The sequence below is a fragment of the Falsiroseomonas sp. genome (genome assembly GCF_041690465.1).
Lineage (GTDB): Bacteria > Pseudomonadota > Alphaproteobacteria > Acetobacterales > Acetobacteraceae > Falsiroseomonas.
Genome location: NZ_JAWLHG010000024.1, coordinates 62561 through 80178, shown reverse-complemented (window position 1 = coordinate 80178; position 17618 = coordinate 62561). Strand labels below are relative to the sequence as shown.

At 70.6% G+C, this 17618-nt stretch carries 14 protein-coding genes and 2 pseudogenes; 11 read left to right on the top strand and 5 right to left on the bottom strand.

Annotation, left to right across the window (positions count from 1 at the left end; translation table 11 throughout):
- Nucleotides 1–698: 698 nt before the first annotated feature.
- The gene (locus ACESM1_RS20280; protein ID WP_372623021.1) at nucleotides 699–881 is read left to right on the top strand and encodes a hypothetical protein; all 183 of its coding nucleotides are present in this window, start codon (nucleotides 699–701) and stop codon (nucleotides 879–881) included.
- A 27-nt stretch (nucleotides 882–908) separates the two neighbouring features.
- Here ACESM1_RS20280 and ACESM1_RS20275 read toward each other — a convergent pair whose 3' ends face one another.
- Both ACESM1_RS20275 and ACESM1_RS20270 read right to left on the bottom strand, forming a co-directional pair.
- On the bottom strand, nucleotides 909–3332 hold the full coding sequence (locus tag ACESM1_RS20275; RefSeq protein ID WP_372623020.1) for a recombinase: 2424 nt from the start codon (nucleotides 3330–3332) through the stop codon (nucleotides 909–911).
- 130 nt (nucleotides 3333–3462) lie between these two features.
- The gene (locus tag ACESM1_RS20270; RefSeq protein WP_372623019.1) at nucleotides 3463–3720 is read right to left on the bottom strand and encodes an Rrf2 family transcriptional regulator; all 258 of its coding nucleotides are present in this window, start codon (nucleotides 3718–3720) and stop codon (nucleotides 3463–3465) included.
- A gap of 78 nt (nucleotides 3721–3798) precedes the next feature.
- Here ACESM1_RS20270 and ACESM1_RS20265 point away from each other — a divergent pair.
- Both ACESM1_RS20265 and ACESM1_RS20260 read left to right on the top strand, forming a co-directional pair.
- A pseudogene (locus ACESM1_RS20265) lies at nucleotides 3799–4597 on the top strand (IS3 family transposase); the annotation flags it as partial.
- A 117-nt stretch (nucleotides 4598–4714) separates the two neighbouring features.
- Nucleotides 4715–5377: pseudogene (locus ACESM1_RS20260) on the top strand (calcium-binding protein); the annotation flags it as partial.
- Between the two features lie 720 nt (nucleotides 5378–6097).
- Here ACESM1_RS20260 and ACESM1_RS20255 read toward each other — a convergent pair.
- Genes ACESM1_RS20255 through ACESM1_RS20245 form a run of 3 tightly spaced genes read right to left on the bottom strand, consistent with a single transcriptional unit; the run spans nucleotide 6098 to nucleotide 9078 of the window.
- A complete protein-coding gene (locus ACESM1_RS20255; protein ID WP_372623018.1) occupies nucleotides 6098–6787 on the bottom strand; it encodes an ABC transporter ATP-binding protein in 690 nt (229 codons plus the stop codon).
- Between the two features lie 3 nt (nucleotides 6788–6790).
- Nucleotides 6791–7924, bottom strand: coding sequence for an ABC transporter permease (locus tag ACESM1_RS20250; RefSeq protein WP_372623017.1), 1134 nt, complete (start codon nucleotides 7922–7924; stop codon nucleotides 6791–6793).
- On the bottom strand, nucleotides 7921–9078 hold the full coding sequence (locus tag ACESM1_RS20245; RefSeq protein ID WP_372623016.1) for an efflux RND transporter periplasmic adaptor subunit: 1158 nt from the start codon (nucleotides 9076–9078) through the stop codon (nucleotides 7921–7923). The genes ACESM1_RS20250 and ACESM1_RS20245 overlap by 4 nt, the downstream gene beginning before the upstream one ends.
- A gap of 291 nt (nucleotides 9079–9369) precedes the next feature.
- Between ACESM1_RS20245 and phnD the strand changes: the two genes are divergently transcribed.
- The 8 genes from phnD (at nucleotide 9370) to ettA (ending at nucleotide 17617) form a co-directional block, all read left to right on the top strand.
- Nucleotides 9370–10350 carry a phosphate/phosphite/phosphonate ABC transporter substrate-binding protein gene (phnD, locus tag ACESM1_RS20240; RefSeq protein WP_372623015.1) on the top strand — a complete coding sequence of 327 codons (981 nt, stop codon included), beginning with the start codon at nucleotides 9370–9372 and terminating at the stop codon, nucleotides 10348–10350.
- 63 nt (nucleotides 10351–10413) lie between these two features.
- Nucleotides 10414–11211 carry a phosphonate ABC transporter ATP-binding protein gene (gene phnC / locus ACESM1_RS20235; protein WP_411278375.1) on the top strand — a complete coding sequence of 266 codons (798 nt, stop codon included), beginning with the start codon at nucleotides 10414–10416 and terminating at the stop codon, nucleotides 11209–11211.
- Nucleotides 11208–12026 (top strand): phosphonate ABC transporter, permease protein PhnE, encoded by an 819-nt coding sequence (gene phnE, locus ACESM1_RS20230; protein ID WP_372623014.1) that lies wholly within the window; start codon nucleotides 11208–11210, stop codon nucleotides 12024–12026. Before phnC ends, phnE (ACESM1_RS20230) begins: the two co-directional genes overlap by 4 nt.
- Nucleotides 12027–12039: 13 nt before the next feature.
- Nucleotides 12040–12846 (top strand): phosphonate ABC transporter, permease protein PhnE, encoded by an 807-nt coding sequence (gene phnE, locus ACESM1_RS20225; protein ID WP_411278376.1) that lies wholly within the window; start codon nucleotides 12040–12042, stop codon nucleotides 12844–12846.
- 193 nt (nucleotides 12847–13039) lie between these two features.
- Complete coding sequence (locus tag ACESM1_RS20220) at nucleotides 13040–13336, top strand: ArsR/SmtB family transcription factor (protein WP_372623012.1); 297 nt, start codon at nucleotides 13040–13042, stop codon at nucleotides 13334–13336.
- A gap of 147 nt (nucleotides 13337–13483) precedes the next feature.
- Complete coding sequence (arsB, locus tag ACESM1_RS20215; protein ID WP_372623011.1) at nucleotides 13484–14575, top strand: ACR3 family arsenite efflux transporter; 1092 nt, start codon at nucleotides 13484–13486, stop codon at nucleotides 14573–14575.
- A 124-nt stretch (nucleotides 14576–14699) separates the two neighbouring features.
- The gene (locus ACESM1_RS20210; protein WP_372623010.1) at nucleotides 14700–15683 is read left to right on the top strand and encodes a DUF808 domain-containing protein; all 984 of its coding nucleotides are present in this window, start codon (nucleotides 14700–14702) and stop codon (nucleotides 15681–15683) included.
- A gap of 254 nt (nucleotides 15684–15937) precedes the next feature.
- Nucleotides 15938–17617: an energy-dependent translational throttle protein EttA gene (gene ettA / locus ACESM1_RS20205; protein WP_372623009.1), complete on the top strand. Its 1680-nt coding sequence runs from the start codon at nucleotides 15938–15940 to the stop codon at nucleotides 17615–17617.
- The last annotated feature ends 1 nt before the right edge of the window (nucleotide 17618 follow it).

Sequence of the window (17618 nt, the reverse complement as noted above, 5' to 3'; positions counted from 1 at the left end):
ACTTTGGCGCGAATGATCTTCTGTTCCTGTGTCATCTCCAGGTTCTCCGTCCCGCCGGTGGGCGGGCCGCGGTCCGAGCGCGAGGGCAAGGACCGCGCCTCGCCCACCGGCTCCATCCTTCGAGAACCAACACAGACTGTCCGATCAAGTCTCAGCTATCGCACCGTAGAGGATGTTGCGTGTCGCTGCCCTTGTCAGGCGTTCGGCCATTGGTGTCCGTTCCTCCTGGGCGTGGCTTTGGCGTCAGGCGACGGCAGCCCTGTGCGACGACAGATGTTTCGCGCTCCGCGGTGATGCTCCGCCACCCGCCGGGCTGCATCGTTACGCGGCCCCGGGCTCTCACATGCGCGACTGCCGCAGCCGCTATCACGCTGCCGCCTGGGTGCGGGCACCGCTCGAAGATCCGCCTCCGCAGGCGGCGCGCGAGGCGATGCGCGGACGATTTGGCGTCCTGCTCTCGCGCCGACCTGACACAGGTCTTGCGCCGGATCAGTTGGCCACGCGGCGCCGGAAGATGAGGGCCCCTCTGCGTTTCCCTTGACGAAGGTCAACCAAGGCGCCGCAAGTTATGGGAGATCGTCATGGCCGTACTCGCGCATGGCAACCCGATCGCCCGCTATCGCCGGGCCGCCGCTTGCCGGACGCGCCGGGCTCGGCTGGGCGCTGGCCGGAATCACGTTCGGAGCCACCTACACGCTGTGGATCCTGGTCTCGATCTGGCGCTGCGCCGAGAACGTCATGCGCCCTGCGCCGCCCGGGTGCGGCGCGAGGCCTGGAGCGTCCTCGCGCGCGCTCTCACGGTCGGCAAGGCGATCAACGCCGTCGGTATGCCCGTGATACTGATTGCGGCACTGCTGGAGCGTCGCGCACTGCTCGGCTGAACTCGCGCGGCGTGCACCCAACAGCAATCAAAGCGGACACACCCCCGATGCGCAGGCGAGGTGCGCCATGTCCACCGCCTCGTGCAGCGCCTGGTCCTCGATCTGGTCCACCAAGTCCATGAAGTGGGCGAGCGGCATTTCCTCCTCCGGAAGGTATTCGTAGCCAAGCGAATGGTCTGGCCGGCTCGGCAGCACCGCGCAGCAGCGCGTGCGCGGCTGGTGCTCGAGCACGATATCGCGGAAGGCCTCCAGGTCGTGGCGGTCGGTGAAGACCTTCAGCGTGTAGGAGACCTGGTTGCCGCGCTCCGCGCCGATCCAATGCCGCTCCAGCAGGCCCAGCCAGCGATATTGCTGTTCCGGCGTCGCCTCCGGCGCCGTAACCAGCCGCTCCCCGATGCCGAGGCGCTGGATGAGCGGCAGGGTCGGGAAGCCGACGATCGCCATGCCGGGAAAGGAGCGGAGCGTCCGCACCGGATAGCCGCGCGCCTCGTAGTCGGCGAGCAGCGCGTCGGCATCGGCCGCCCAGCCCCCAGCGGCATCGCGCGTGCCCTTGAACTGGACCCAGCGGAGATACTGGCGGCGCGCCGGCAGATGCGCGCCCTCGGTCAGGCCGAACAGCTTGCTCGTGGTGCCGGCCGGCTTGACCGTGGTGACGGTGAAGGGCGTGACGAGGCCGAGCTCCGCCGCATAGGCCTCGCCCTCCTGCTTCGCCGCATCGGACAGATGCGCCAAGGCGGTCCAGAAGGGGGCGGAGCGCGCCTCGTCCAGCAGGTCGCCGAAGCCCAGGCCCCAGCGCATCCAGGCCCATTCATGCAGGCCGGTTGGGCCGATGCCCATGCGGTTGGTGCGCCGGACCTCCTCCGCATAGAGCGCGTCCATCAGGTTCGCGCGCATCAGGAAGCGCACGCCGAGGCGCACGCTGTCCTCCACCCGCGCATCCCACTCGGCCGCGACATCCTGTGGCACCGCGCCGGGCGCGAGCTGCGCCAGATCCAAGGGGCAGGCGAGCAGCGGGGCGAAATCGGCGATGACGCAGTAACCGCCGGTGACGTGCAGCGTGATCTCCCCGCAAGGATTGGTGGTCGCGGGGAAGCGTGACGTCTGGGCACGTCGCGACAGCTCCGCCAGCAGCGGCACCGCGTGGTCCGCCTGGTAGCGCGCGGAGCGGAGGTCGCGCCCATCCTCGTGCACCGGCTTCCGCCAGGCTGTGCCGGTTCGGTGATCCTCGAGCCGGTCGCCGTTGATGAAGCCCGGCTCGCCATTGATGAAGCCACAGCGCGTCGCCTCATCGAAGACGGCGAGCGCGTGGCGCGGTAGTGGCGCGCGGCTGCCGGCGCGGGCGGCACGCACCGCTTCCCAGAACTCGGCGTCCACCATCACCGAGTTGTTCGCGGTCCAGAGCCCGCCCTCGGACTTGGCGCGGATGAAGCGGAAGATGCCGGGGTCGCGCCAGGACTTGGTGGCCATGCGCGCGGCGCGGCGGGCACCGCCCACCTGCACCTCGACGGAGAGGTAGTGATCCACAAGCAGCGCCTGCTCCCAGGGCTGCAGCGCCTCGTCATCCGGCGCGCGATGTCGCGCGGGCTCGATGACATGCGCGCGCAGGCTGACGAGGCCGCGCATCAGCGAGAGGGGACCGGAGGCCGGCCGGCCCTGCATGCCGCCGATCGGCGCGCCGCGCGGTCGGATCGCCGAGAAGTCCAGCAGCAGCGTGCGGTCCGCCGCGCCGGCGAAGGCCAGGCTCTCGAGCAGTTCGACCGCCTTTGCCCAACCTTCGCGGCTGTCGCCGACGGCGTGGCGGATCGCGTCCGGCGGCGCCTCGGCCGGATCGCAGAGGAACTCGCGCGCGATCCATTCCCGGATCGCCGCCTCCTCCGCCTCCGACATCGCATCGAGCGAGGTTCCCCAGGGCAGCAGGCCGAACTCCGTGCCGAAGTGGTGAAGCTCCTCGCGCGTATCGGGGAAGTCCGGATGCGAGGGCAAGAGGTGCAGCAGCACGCGCGGCGCCCGGCTCCAGTCCACCGCGACCAGGTCGTCGTCATAGGCGCGGCCGACGCCGCTGCCGTTCAGCAGCAGGTAGAACAGCGCGAAGGAGGCGATGGCCGTCGCGCAGTTGGTGAAGACCTCCATGTTCCGGGTCGGCTGCGCGGCGTCGCCATGCTGCAGGTGACGGCCGGAGGTGATCAGGGCGCCGGTCGCGATCGCATTGCGCAGCCTTGCCCGCTCGAGGGCGTCGGCGCGGTTGCCCAGCAGCGCCATGTTCCCCGCCGCCACGCGCTCCGCAACGCGGCCGAAGTCGTCGCCGTCCGCGGGCCGGAAAACGGTGCGGCGCGCGACGGCGACACCCATGCCGGGATCGAGCGGGCGGGCCGGCAGCGGTGCCTCACCGAAGCTCGCGCCGGGGATCGCGGCACGGCGAAGGGCGCGTGCGCCGGGCAGGGAACCATCCATCAGGGCCTTCCTTTCCGCTCGTCCAGCCGAGTCGGCAGACCCAAGATATGGTGTTCAGATCAGGCTGTCACCCACAACATGTTGTAACGCTGCCGGTGGCCACCCGATGCAGTCGGCGAGCATCGTGGCATCAAGCACGCCGAGGAACGCCTCCCGCGCCCGCCACAGCGCGCTGCGCAGACGGCACTCCGCCGCCAGGCAGCAGGCGCCGCCATCGGGCCGGCGGTCGGGCCAGCATGACACCGCCGCGCGCCCCGCGAAGGGCGCGCACCAGTCCCGCTCCCGCCAGGTCGTGGACGATCTTGTGGAGGTGGTTGCGGGGCACCCCGACCTCCCCGGCCGGGGCCTCGGTGCTGCGGTGCCGTGCCGGATCCGCGGCCAGGCGCATCAGGACGCGCAGCGCGAAGTCGGTCGAGGCGAGCAAGGCGCAAGCGGGCATTCCCTGCAAAACTGGCATCGACGATGCCGACGCGCCTGTGTCGAGCACATCGTGCACACGATGGGGATCTCCGAGCGCCGCACCTGTGCGGTGCTCGGTCAGCACCGCTCGAGCCAGCGCAAGGCGCCGCGGGGCTGCGACGACGAGGAGCGGCTGACGGCCGACATCATCGAGCTGGCCCGGCAGTATGGCCGCTACGGCTACCGCAAGGTCACGGCCCTGCTGAGGGATGCGGGCTGGCTGGTGAATGACAAGCGGGTGGAGCGGGTCCGAGGCACTGCCTCGGACGCCGCAGGCTCAGGCGGCGGGAGGGGCTGAAGGTGCCGCCGCGGCAGCCAAAGCGCGGGCGGTTGTGGCTGGCCGACGGCTCCTGCATCCGGCTGCGGCCAGAGCGGCCGAACCATGTCTGGAGCTACGATTTCATGGAGGACCGCACCCATGACGGTCGCCGGTTCAGGCTGCTGAACGTGATCGACGAGTTCACCCACGAGTGCCTGGCCATCCGTGTCGGGCGCAAGCTCAAGGCTGCAGACGTGATCGACTAGCTGTCCGACCTGTTCATCCTGCGCGGCGTGCCCGCCCACATCCGCTCCGACAACGGCCCTGAGTTCGTGGCCAAGGCGGTGCAGGGCTGGATCGCGCCGGTCGGGGCGAAGGCGGCGTACATCACGCCCGGCAGTCCGTGGGAGAATGGCTATGTGGAGTCGTTCAACGCGCGCCTGCGGGACAGCTGCTGGATGGCGAGATCTTCTACAGCCTGCGTGAGGCCGAGGTGGTGGCTCTGCCGAGCACACAAGTCGTGGCGCCGAGGCCTACGCTGAACTAACATTCACAGCGGACCACCCGATGGGGGCCGATCAGTGCTGCCGGTTCTGACCCATTGCCCAAGCGGTTCGGGGGCCGTGGTGGCAACGATACCCTGGCCGGGGGCGTGGGTGATGACATGTTGCTGGGCGGCGAGGGGGACGACCTCCTCGACGGCAGGCTCGGCAACGACAGCCTTGACGGCGGTCCCGGCATTGATTCTGTCGACTACCCCTCCGCCGCTGCGGGCGTCACGGTGGATCTCGGCCGCGGGACCGCGTCGGGCGCTGGCAGCGACCTGCTCGACAGCATCGAGCGCGTCTCCGGCTCGCACTTCGGCGACAGCCTCATAGGCGGCGCTGGCGCGGAGACGCTGGTCGGCTCCGACGGCGACGACACGCTGGTGGGCGGCGGCAGCAGCAACTTTCTGGGCGACGACTCCGATGTCGTTGACTACAGCGCCAACACGGCGGCGCAGCGGATCGTCATCGCCCTGGCCGGCGGCAGCGCCGGCGTCAGCCAGCCCCAGACCAATGGCCTGAGCGGCATCGACACGCTGCTCGGCATCGAGGGTGTCATCGGCGGCGCCGGCAGCGACCGCGTCAGCGGGCAAGACTTCGACACCGGGGCCAGCATCGCCCACGCCCTGCGGCTGGAGGGGGCCGGCGGCAACGACGCCCTCCTCGGCGGCAGCGGTGCCGATACGCTGACCGGCGGCGGCGCCGGCGATACCCTGCTCGGCAACGGTGGCGACGACAGCCTGGATGGCGGGCTGTGCGCCGATTCCATGGCCGGCGGCGCGGGTAATGACAGCTACCTCGTGGACAGCGCCGCTGATGCCGTGACCGACGCCGCGGGCAGCGACACCCTCCTCGCCGCGGTCGATGTCACCCTGGCCGCGGGGCAGGAGATCGAGGCGCTGGTGCTGACGGGCAGCGCCGACCTGGCAGGCACCGGCAACGAGTTCGCCAACGCCAGCACCGGCAATGATGGCGCCAGCCGGCTCTCCGGTCTCGGCGGCGCCGATACGCTGACCGGCGGCGGCGGCGACCTCGATGGCGGCGCGGGCGATGATCTCTACTTTCTCGACGACGCCGCCGATCTCGTGATCGAGGCTGATCCTGATCAGCGCGTCGCATGGTGGCCGATAGCGAGGGGGAATCGGAGTCGGAGATCGCCGAAAAGCTCAACTAAATCAGTGGCGGCGGCAATCACTGATCATGAGGGCCGACAGGCTCGGCTCGTCGGAAGTCACGACCAGCGACCCCGATCCCCACCAGTCGACGGCCTCGCCTGTCGTGCAGGAGTCGAGCCTCGCGCGTCGGGTAGTCGGCTACGTACGTTTGTACGGCCCGGAGCGCAGGGACGGCCGGCGTGCAGTCCGTCCCCCTCCCGCCGCGCGCGGGAAGCAGCCTTCCGAGGCGCATCACGACCTCCGAGAGGCCGGTGCGGCGCCTGCTGCGGGTACCGTCCGTCCATGGGCAGGGACGATCTGGCACGAGAGATCCGGACGCAAGACGCTCTACGGACCAGCCTCGATCCGCCCGTCGCGCAGCGCGACCATGCGGTCGAAACGGTCGAAGATCTTCTCGTCGTGCGTGACCACGAGGATCGCCGCCTGCTGCTCGCGTGCGACCTGGCGCAGCAGATCCATCACCACCCGTGCGCGCTCGGAATCGAGCGCCGCCGTCGGCTCGTCGGCCAGGATGACCTGCGGACGGTTGGCGAGCGCGCGCGCGATGGCGACGCGCTGCGCCTCCCCGCCCGAGAGCCGCGCCGGCATGGCGGTCGCGCGCCTGCCCACCTGCAGGTAGTCGAGCAACTCGCGCGCCCGGCTCCGCGCGATGCCGACCTCGACGCCGGCCACGGTCATCGCCAGGGCGACGTTGTCGATCGCGTTCAGGAACGGCAGCAGGTTGTGGAACTGGAAGATGAAGCCGATGTGCTCGCGTCGCAGGCGGCGCAGGTCGGAATTGCGGTAGCGGCCATCCCACACCGTCTGCCCGGCGAGGGCGAGTCGCCCGGCACTCGGCTCCAGGATGCAGGCCACCACGTTCAGCAAGGTGGACTTGCCGCTCCCCGAGGGCCCCTTCAGCCCAACGACCTCTCCGGCGGCAACCGAGAGGTCGATACCGGTGAGCGCGTGCACGGCGGTCTCGCCTTCGCCGAAGGTCTTGCTCAGCCGCTCGATCTCGACCAGCGGGATGGGCATTGCTCAGCCTCCCAGCGCCTGCTGCGGCTCGATCCGCATCGCCGCACGGATCGAGAGCAGGCTGCCGAGCAGGCAGATCAAGCCGACCACGCCGGCCATGACGGCGATCTCGGCCGGACCGAGGGCGACAGCACGCGGGAAGACATCGCGCACCGAGAAGACCACGACGATGGCCGCGGCATAGGCGGCGCCGCCCAGCATCAGCGCCTGCTGCATCACCAGGCCGATGATCGTGCGATCCGGCGCGCCGATCAGCTTCAGCGTCGCGATCTCCCGCATCTTGTCCATGGTCATGGTGTAGATGATCAGCGCGATGATCACGGCGGAGACGAACAGCAGCACCACCGTGAACATGCCGAGCTGGACGCGTGCGCGATCGACCACCGAGCGCGTCAGCAGCGTGGACTGCTCGGCATCCGTCAGCGCGGAGAGGTGCTTCCAGCGCCGCACCGTCTCGGCGACGTTGGCGGGGTCGGCGCCGGGGTGCAGGCGGGCGATGACGGCATTCACCGTGTCGACCGACCCCGTGCCCTCTCCGACGGCCAGCGCCCGGCGTGCCGCCGGCGGCGCCAGCTTGAACTGCAGCTCCTGGCTGTCGCGCAGATGGACGAACGCCAGCGGGTCGCCGCCCGAAGCGACGAGCCCGCGCGTCGTGCCGACCACGCGGTAGCGGTCCCCGCCCAGCGTCACCGAGGCGCCGAGCGGAAGGCCCGAACGCTGGTCCACCACCATGTCGCGCCGCGTGCCGCCCAGGCCGCGGCCGCTGGCGATGTGGGAGGGGCCGCCCGGCCGCCCCGGCTCATACCCCATCACCTGCACGCGGATGATGCCGCGCTGCGTATGGGCCTCCGCCGTCCGCAAGGTGATGCTGCCCGCGGCGGCGACGCCCGGCATCCGCGCCACGGCCTCGCGGATGTCGCCGGGCAGGCGCGAGGATTCGGCGAAGGGACCGCGCGTGCCCGATTCCACCACCCAGAGGTCGGCGCGCAGGCTGCGTGAGAGGGCAAGCGCCTCGGTCACGACACCCTGGTAGATGCCGACCATGGAGAGCGCGACGGCCATCAGCAGCCCGAGGCCGACGCAGGTGAGCAGGAAGCGGCCGAGCGTGTGGCGGATATCGGCCAGGGCGAGGTTCATGGCGCGGCGACCGCGCGCGCCGCGCGGCCCGGTGCGAAGCCTGTGCCCGGCTGCACCACGACGGGGATCTCCGCCGGCAGCCCATCGGTGATGGCGAGCCGCGCATCGATCAGCCGTGCGGCGAAGCGGATGCGCCGCTGCGCGAGGCGTCCCTGCTCGATCGTCCACACCGTCCCGAAGGCGCCGTCGAAGCCGTGCACGGCGGCCTCCGGCACGAGCCGCGCGGCGGGCAGGCGGCCGGTCTCGATCACGACCTCGGCCTGCTCGCCGATCACCGGGACGGTGGGGCAGGCCGTGCACTTCACATGGACTCGCCGCTCCTCCGTCACCCGGTCGGCTTCGAGGCCGATCCGGACGACCTCCGCCGGGATGGGCAGGCCGGGCCGGCTGCGCAGCGTCACCGTCGCCGGCTGGCCGAGCGCGAGGTCGCCCGCCCGTCCCTCATCGACATAGGCCAGGGCCCAGAGGCTGCCGGGCGCCACCAGCGTGAACACCACCTCGCCGGGGTTGAGCGCCGTGCCGGGCTCGCGGCTGCGCGCGATCACCACGGCGTCGAAGGGCGCGGCGAGCGTGTGCTTGCCGAGTGCGACGCGCTCGGCCTGGAGGTTCGCCCGTGCTTCCGCCTGCGCCGCGCGCGCGACGGCGGCATCGGCGCGGTTCAGCGCCACGTCGGCCTGCGCGGCGGCGGCTTCCGTCTCGGCGAGTTCCGCGGCTTCCCGGCTGCCGACACCCTGGCTGGCGAGTTCCCGCCGCCGTCGCGCCGTGGACTGGCGCTGCGCGAGCAGTGCCTCCGCCCGGTCACGCTGCGCCTCGGCGCGCGCGGCGGCCGCCTCGGCGGACAGCACGGCCGCCTCGGCGCGGGCAACCCGCGCCTCCTGGCTCGCGCTGTCGAGGCGGGCGAGCACGGCGCCGGCCGGGACCTGGTCGCCGTGGTCGGCGCTGACCTCGACCAGCCTTCCCGCGACCTCGAAGCCGACTCGGGAGAGCACGCGCGCCTCGATCGCGCCGAGCCCGAACACCGTCACGCGCACATCCCGGCTGACCTCGGCGACTTGGACATCGAGCGGACGCCAGAATCGGAGATAGGCAAAGCCCCCCGCCGCGGCGAGCGCGACCGCCATAAGGAGGGACAGCGTCAGGAGGCGACGGCGCATAAGCTTCTCCTCAGCCCGATCCGGATCGATCGGCCGCATGCACCAGGCGGGCAGGCACGGCAGAGCCTACGCCGAAAGCGATCACGGCCGCGAGATGGGCAGCGGCGCGCCAGCGGCCATCGCGCCGGCGACCGGCCGCCTCTCGCACAGCCCGCATGCCGCCTGTCAGCATCCCCGCAACGGGAGGCTGACAAGCGGATGACCGGCGTGCAATCTTGATCCTGCTGCAACAGACAGGCGCTGACCGGCTCGCCACGGGGGGCCGGAATCATCGTCGGGAAGGAGAGGTTCATGCTGCGACGCATTCTCACGCTCGCCGTGCTGGCCGCATTGGCGGCGCCGCCGTTGCCGGCGCGGGCGCAGGCGCAGGACTGCCCGCGCGGCAACCTCGATGCCCGCTTCTGCGACCGCGACGGGGATCTCGTGGCCGACGCGCCGACCAACCCACGCGAGCTGGTGGACCCGCCGGTGCTGGTCTTCGCCTATACGCCGGTCGAGGATCCCTCCGTCTACCGCACGGTCTGGCAGGAGTTCATGGACCACCTGGCGCGCACCACCGGCAAGCGCGTGCAGTTCTTCGCGGTGCAGTCCAACGCCGCGCAGATCGAGGCGATGCGCGCCGGCCGCCTGCACGTGGCGGGCTTCAACACGGGCTCCACCCCACTGGCGGTGAACTGCGCTGGCTTCGCTCCCTTCAGCATGATGGCCAGCCGGCAGGGCGAGTTCGGCTACAACATGGAGATCATCGTCCAGGCGGATGGTCCGATCCAGCGGATCGAGGACCTGCGCGGCCGGCTGGTCGCCTTCACCGCGCAGACCTCCAACTCCGGCTTCAAGGCGCCCTCCGCCCTGCTCGAAAGCCAGTTCGGCCTGCGCGCCGACCGCGACTTCCGCACCGCCTTCTCCGGCCGGCACGACAACTCGATCATCGGCGTCGCCAACCGCGACTACGAGGCGGCGGCGATCGCCAACTCGGTATTGACCCGCATGGTCGCCCGCAACGCGGTGGACCCGGCGCGGCTGCGCACGATCTACCGCAGCGACCCGTTCCCGACCACCGCGTACGGCCACGCGCACAACCTGGCGCCGGAACTCGCCGCCAATGTCCGCAAGGCCTTCGAGACCTTCAACTGGCAGGGCACCGCCCTGCTGCGCGAGTTCGAGAAGAACGTGCCGCCCGCCGAGGCCTTCATCCCGATCACCTACCGCCAGCATTGGGGCGTGGTGCGGCAGATCGATGAAGCCATCGGCGTCCGCTACACCTGCCGCTGAGCAACTGAAGCATGCCGGCCCGGAGCAGTCCGGGCCGGTCCGCCGCGGCGCCAGGACAACGACATGCTGCTGACCATCACCGGCCTGACCAAGCGCTACCCGACGGGTGACCTGGCACTGAAAGCCGTGGACCTCGCCGTGCCGAAGGGCCAGGTGATGGCGCTGATCGGGCCGTCCGGTGCCGGCAAGTCCTCGCTGATCCGCTGCGTCAACCGGCTGGTGGAGCCCACCTCCGGCAGCATCGTGCTGGACGGGACGGAGCTGACCCGGCTGTCCTCGGGCGCGCTGCGGCGCGCGCGGCGGCGGATGGGGATGATCTTCCAGGAATACGCGCTGGTCGAGCGGCTGACGGTCATGGAGAACGTGCTCTCCGGCCGGCTCGGCTATGTCGGCTTCTGGCCCTCCTGGTTCCGCCGCTTCCCCCGCCGCGACCTGGAGGAGGCGTTCCGCCTGCTGCACCGCGTCGGGCTCGACCACATGGTGGACAAGCGCGCCGATGCACTCTCCGGCGGCCAGCGCCAGCGAGTCGGCATCGTGCGCGCGCTGATGCAGGACCCGCAACTGCTGCTGGTGGACGAGCCCACCGCGAGCCTCGATCCCAAGACCAGCCGCCAGATCATGCGGCTGATCGTGGAGCTCTGCGAGGAGCGCGGGCTTGCCGCCATCATCAACATCCACGACGTCGCGCTGGCCCAGCAATTCGCCCGCCGCATCGTCGGCCTGCGCGCCGGCGAGATCGTCTTCGACGGCCCGGCGACGGAACTCACCGCCGAGGTGCTGACCACCATCTACGGCGAGGAGGACTGGTCGCAGACCATCCGCGCCGCCGAGGAGGAGGCGGAGGACGCCGTGGCGGCATGAGCGCCACCACCTTCGACGCCGCGGCCGCCGCGCGCGCCTGGCGGCCGCCGCCGCTGATCGCCTCTCCGCTGCTGCGCTACGCCATCTATCTCGGCGCGCTGCTCTATGCCGTGCTCGCCGCCGGCAGCATCGAGGTGAACTGGGCCCGCGCGGCCGAGGGCGTGGAGCGCGGCCTGCGCTTCGTTTCCGGCTTCTTCCCGCCCGACTTCACATCCAAGCGCACCGACATCGTCGAGGGCCTGCTGGAGAGCCTGACGATGACGGTGGTCTCCACCGTGATCGGCGTCGCGCTCTCCATCCCCGTCGCGGTCGGCGCGGCGCGCAACCTGGCGCCGCTGCCGATCTACCTGGTCTGCCGCGGCATCATCGCGCTGAGCCGAACCTTCCAGGAGATCATCATCGCCATCGTCTTCGTGGCGATGGTCGGCTTCGGCCCCTTGGCGGGCATGCTGACGCTGGCCTTCGCCACCATCGGCTTCATGGCGAAGCTGATCGCCGAGGACATCGAGGACATCGCCGAGGAACAGGCCGAGGCCGTGCGGGCCACTGGCGCCTCCTGGTTCCAGCTGCTCGCCTGGGGCATCCTGCCGCAGGTCCGGCCGCGCCTGATCGGGCTCTCGGCCTACCGGCTCGACATCAACTTCCGGGAAAGCGCGGTGCTCGGCCTGGTGGGCGCCGGCGGCATCGGCGACACGCTGAACACCGCCTTCGACCGCTACGAGTTCGACACCGCGGCGGCGGTGCTGCTGATCATCATCATCATCGTGCTGGCGGCCGAATACGCCTCCTCCTGGATCCGGCGGAAGGTGCAGTGAGATGCCGGTGAGCATGACCGCGGAGGGCCTGCCCGCCTGGCGCCGCCGCGCACCGCGGCAGGATCTGATGGTATGGGCCGGCTGGCTCGCCGCGCTGGCACTGACGCTGGCCTGCTTCGAGTTCATCTCCGGCCGCACGATCTGGGCCTTCGTGTGGGACGCGCCGACCCAGGGCGCGGACCTGATCGGGCGGATGTTCCCGCCTTCCTGGGGCTACGTGGACCAGCTCTGGAAGCCGATGTGGGACACCATCAACATCGCGACGCTCGGCACTGCGCTGGCCATCGTCGTCGGCTTCCCGCTGGCCTTCCTGGCGGCGCACAACACCACGCCCTCGGTGCTGTTCGTGCGGCCGGTGGTGCTGTTCGTCATCGTCGCCAGCCGCTCGATCAACTCCCTCATCTGGGCGCTGATCCTGGTGATCGTGTTCGGGCCGGGGATGCTGGCCGGGATCCTCGCGATCGCGCTGCGCTCCGTCGGCTTCATCGCCAAGCTGCTCTACGAGGCGATCGAGGAGATCGACCGCACCCAGGTGGAGGCGGTGACGGCCACCGGCGCCTCGCGCGCGCAGGTGCTGGGCTGGGCCATCGTGCCGCAGGTGATGCCGGCCTTCGCCGGCATCTCGGTGTTCCGCTGGGACATCAACATCCGGGAGGCGACGGTGCTCGGCCTGGTCGGCGCCGGCGGCATCGGGATGCAGCTGCAGGCCTCGATCAACACGCTCGCCTGGCCACAGGTGACGATGATCTTCATCCTGATCCTCGGCACCGTTGCGGTCAGCGAGTGGCTCTCCGCGCGCGTGCGCCATGCGGTGATCTGACGCCGGCGCGCGGCCCGCAGGTGGATGCCGTTTCGCACCTCGCAGCGCGGCAAGGCGGGTCGGACCGACCAGCGGGGCGAGACGGGTATGTGGCTCGATCATGGGGTATGACGAGGCCCTCATGTCCCTTGCCCGATCCGGCAGCGCCGATTATATCGTTCTTCGACGATAGGCGAACGAAAGTCACAGGGACGTGAGCAGACGCACCCCCCCGCGGCCGATCGCCGCCGACGAGGACCTCGCGAAGCTGGCCAGGGCCCTGGCGCACCCGGCGAGGGTCCGCGTGCTGCGGCTGCTCGCGCGCCGCGAGGGCTGCATCGGCTGCGACATCGTGGCCGACCTGGAACTCGCCCAGTCCACCGTCTCCGAACACCTCCGCATCCTCAAGGCAGCCGGGCTGATCGAGGGCGAGGTGGACGGGCCGCGCATCTGCTACCGCCTGCACCGCGAGGGCCTCGCGCGCCTCAAGGAGCTGGTCGCCGCCCTCTAGCCCGCGATCACCCTGGGGTGTGCCCGCAGTCGGGCACGCCAGGGCGCGAATCGCCAACTCCCCAGCGGCCGGACCGGAATGATCCTGGGCACATTCAGGGCCATTCCGCTCCAGCCACCGCCCCGAATCGCCAGGAAACCGGGCCGCATGTCCTCCTTCGAACGCTATCTCTCGCTCTGGGTCGCCCTGTGCATCGCCGCGGGCATCGCGCTCGGCAGCCTCTTCCCGGGCGCGTTCCGGCTGCTCGCCGGCCTCGAATACGGCTCGGTCAACTTCGTGGTCGCGGTGCTCATCTGGTTCATGGTCTACCCGATGATGGTGGCGGTGGACTTCTCCAGCCTCCGCCGCGTCCACGAGCGCCCGAAGGGGCTGGTGATCACCCTGGTGGTCAACTGGCTTGTGAAGCCCTTCACCATGGCGGCGCTTGGCGTGCTGTTCTTCGAGCATGTCTTCGGCGGCCTGATCGATCCCGCCAATGCCGGCCAGTACATCGCCGGCCTCATCCTGCTGGGTGCCGCACCCTGCACCGCGATGGTCTTCGTCTGGTCGCAGATGACGCGGGGCGATGCCAACTACACGCTGGTGCAGGTCTCGCTGAACGACGTGGTGATGATCTTCGCCTTCGCGCCGATCGTCGCGCTGCTGCTCGGCGTCACCGACATCGCCGTGCCGTGGGAGACGCTGCTGCTCTCCGTCCTGCTCTACGTGGTCATCCCGCTCGCCGCCGGCGTCGCAACCAGGCTGCGTCTCACCGGTCGGGCCGGGCCGGGTGCGCTGGGCGAAGCGGAGGTCCAGCGCTTCACCGGCCGCGTCAAGCCGCTTTCGGTGCTCGGCCTGCTCGCGACCGTCGTGCTGCTGTTCGGCTTCCAGGGGCGCGTCATCCTGGAGCAGCCGCTGCTGATCGCGCTGATCGCGGTGCCGCTGCTGATCCAGTCCTACGGCATCTTCGCGCTGGCCTATGGCGCGGCGTATCTCTGGCGCGTGCCGTTCAACGTCGCCGCCCCCTGCGCGCTGATCGGCACCTCCAACTTCTTCGAGCTTGCGGTCGCGGTTGCCATCGGCCTGTTCGGGCTGAACTCGGGCGCGGCGCTGGTGACCGTTGTCGGCGTGCTCGTCGAGGTGCCGGTGATGCTCTCGCTGGTCGCCTTCGCCAACCGCACCAGCGCATGGTTTCCGGCCGCCGACGGCGAAGCCGGCGCCCGCCGCGGGATGACGGGCACGCGCGGGGAGAAGGCCTGATCCGCGCCACCGGACCAGACCAGGCGCATCACCCCCAGGCGGGAAATCCCGGGGAGGAACCAGGGTCGCGCCACACGGCGGCGCTCTCTATGTTGCCACCTTTCCCGGATCGGAACCTCGACGAATGGCCACCGGCCTCCTCGCCCTGCTCGACGATATCGCCGGCATCGCCAAGATGGCCGCCGCCTCGCTGGACGACGTGGCGGCGCAGGCCGGCAAGGCGGGCGCCAAGGCCGCCGGCGTGGTGATCGACGATGCCGCCGTCACGCCGCGCTACGTGGTCGGCTTCGCGGCCGCGCGCGAGCTGCCGATCGTCCGCCGCATCGCCATCGGATCGCTGCGCAACAAGCTGGTCTTCCTGCTGCCCGCCGCGCTGGCGCTCAGCGCCTTCGCGCCCTGGGCGATCACGCCGCTGCTGGTGCTCGGCGGTGCGTTCCTCTGCTACGAGGGCGCCGAGAAGGTCTATGAGGCCATCGCGCCGCACGCCGCCCATGGCCACGAGGCGGCGGTCGGCGTGGCGCCGCCCGATCCGCAGGCGCTGGAGGACACCAAGGTCGCCGGCGCGATCCGCACCGACTTCATCCTCTCGGCCGAGATCATGGCGATCACGCTGGCCACAGTCTCGACCGGCTCGCTGCTGATGCAGGGGGTGGTGCTGGCGGTGGTCGGTGTCGCGATCACCGTCGTCGTCTATGGCGCGGTGGCGCTGATCGTGAAGGCGGATGATGCCGGCGTGTCGCTGGCCGCCGGCGGCAGCGGCGCGCTGCGCCTGGTCGGGCGCGGGCTGGTGGCTGGCATGCCGGCCTTCCTGAAGGCGCTCGCGGTGGTGGGCACGGCGGCGATGCTCTGGGTCGGCGGCGGCATCGTGATCCATGGCCTGGAGGAGTTCGGCCTGGCGGCTGCCGGCCACGCGCTGCACGCAGCCGAGGCCGCGGGGGCCGCCCTGCTGCCGCCCGCGCCCGGCTTCGCGGGCTGGCTGGCCGGCGCGGCGGCATCCGGCGTCTTCGGGCTGGCGCTCGGCGCTCTGCTGATCCCGACGGTCGAGCACCTGCTCGCGCCCGCCTTCCGGGCCTTGCGCGGCGCCTTCGGGGGCGCGCGCCGGGCCTAGCAGAGGCGAAGCCGCCGCGCCGGCGCCCGCGCGTCCGGCCCCGTGGCCGGTTGACGATGCGCGGGCAGCGGCGGGTCAGCCAGCGCTTTCGCCTGGAATCGTGCTGGCAGGATGGCGGCGCTCTACCAATATGGTGCTGATCGGCGCCGCCCCGTCATCGCCCACGCGCCCCGTCCGGGCAGCGCGGTTGAGGCGGGACGCCCGGCGCGATAAAACCCGCGCCGACCTCCCCCTTCGCCCTGGAATCTCGCCCTATGCCCGCCTGGCAGTACGTCTACGTGATGAAAGACCTCACCAAGTCCTATCCGGGCGGGCGCGAGGTGTTCAAGGGCATCACCCTTTCCTTCCTTCCGGACGCCAAGATCGGCGTGCTCGGCCCGAACGGCGCCGGCAAGTCCACGCTGATGAAGATCATGGCCGGCCTCGACAAGGAATACGGCGGCGAGGCCTGGGTCGCGGAGGGCGCGCGCGTCGGCTACCTGCAGCAGGAGCCGCAGCTCAACCCCGACAAGTCCGTCGGCGAGAACGTCATGGAGGCCTTCGCCGAGCTCTCCGCCCAGCTCGCCCGCTTCAACGAGATCTCGGACAAGTTCGCCGAGCCGATGGAGGAGGAGGAGATGAACGCCCTGCTCGCCGAACAGGCCGAGTTGCAGGCGAAGATCGAGGCTGCGGATGGCTGGGAGCTGGATCGGCGGATCGAGATCGCGCTCGACGCCTTGCGCTGCCCGCCCTTCGAAAGCGCCGTCGGCCACCTCTCGGGCGGCGAGCGCCGGCGCGTGGCCCTGTGCAAGCTGCTGCTCGAAAAGCCCGACCTGCTGCTGCTCGACGAGCCGACCAACCACCTCGACGCCGAAAGCGTCGCCTGGCTGGAGAAGACGCTGCGCGAATGGCAGGGCGCGGTGCTGGTCGTCACGCATGACCGCTACTTCCTGGACAACGTGACCAACTGGATCCTGGAAGTCGATCGCGGCCGCGGCTTCCCCTACCAGGGCAACTACTCCTCCTACCTCGACCAGAAGCGCAAGCGCCTGCAGCAGGAGGAGCGCGAGGAAAGCGCGCGCCAGCGCCAGCTCGCCCGCGAGCAGGAATGGATCGGACGCAGCCCGGCTGCCCGCCAGGCGAAGAGCAAGGCGCGCATCACCGCCTATGAGGAGATGCTGCAGAAGAGCCAGGAGAAGGGCCCCGGCGATTCCGAGATCATCATCCCGCCCGCGCCGCGCCTCGGCAACCTGGTCATCCAGGCGGAGAAGCTGCGCAAGGGCTACGGCAACCGGCTGCTGATCGAGGACCTGGACTTCAAGCTGCCGCCCGGCGGCATCGTCGGCATCATCGGCCCGAACGGCGCCGGCAAGTCCACGCTGTTCAAGATGATCACCGGCGTCGAGCAGCCCGATGGCGGCACGCTGACCATCGGCGACACCGTCAAGCTCGGCTATGTGGACCAGTCGCGCGACAGCCTCGATGACAGCAAGACCGTCTGGCAGGAAATCTCCGACGGGATGGACCAGATCACCATCGGCAAGCGCACCATCGCCAGCCGCGCCTATGTGGCGGCGTTCAACTTCAAGGGCGCGGACCAGCAGAAGCGGGTGGGCATCCTCTCGGGCGGCGAGCGCAACCGCGTGCACCTCGCGAAGATGCTGAAGCGCGAGCACAACGTGTTGCTGCTCGACGAGCCGACCAACGACCTCGACGTGGACACGCTGCGCGCGCTCGAGGATGCGCTGGAGGATTTCGCCGGCTGCGCCGTGGTGATCAGCCACGACCGCTGGTTCCTCGACCGGCTCGCCACCCACATCCTCGCCTTCGAGGGCGACAGCCATGTCGAGTGGTTCGAGGGCAACTTCGAAGCCTATGAGGCCGACAAGCGACGCCGCCTCGGCGCCGCGGCGACCGAGCCGCACCGGATCAAGTACCGCCCGCTGGCGAGGTAGC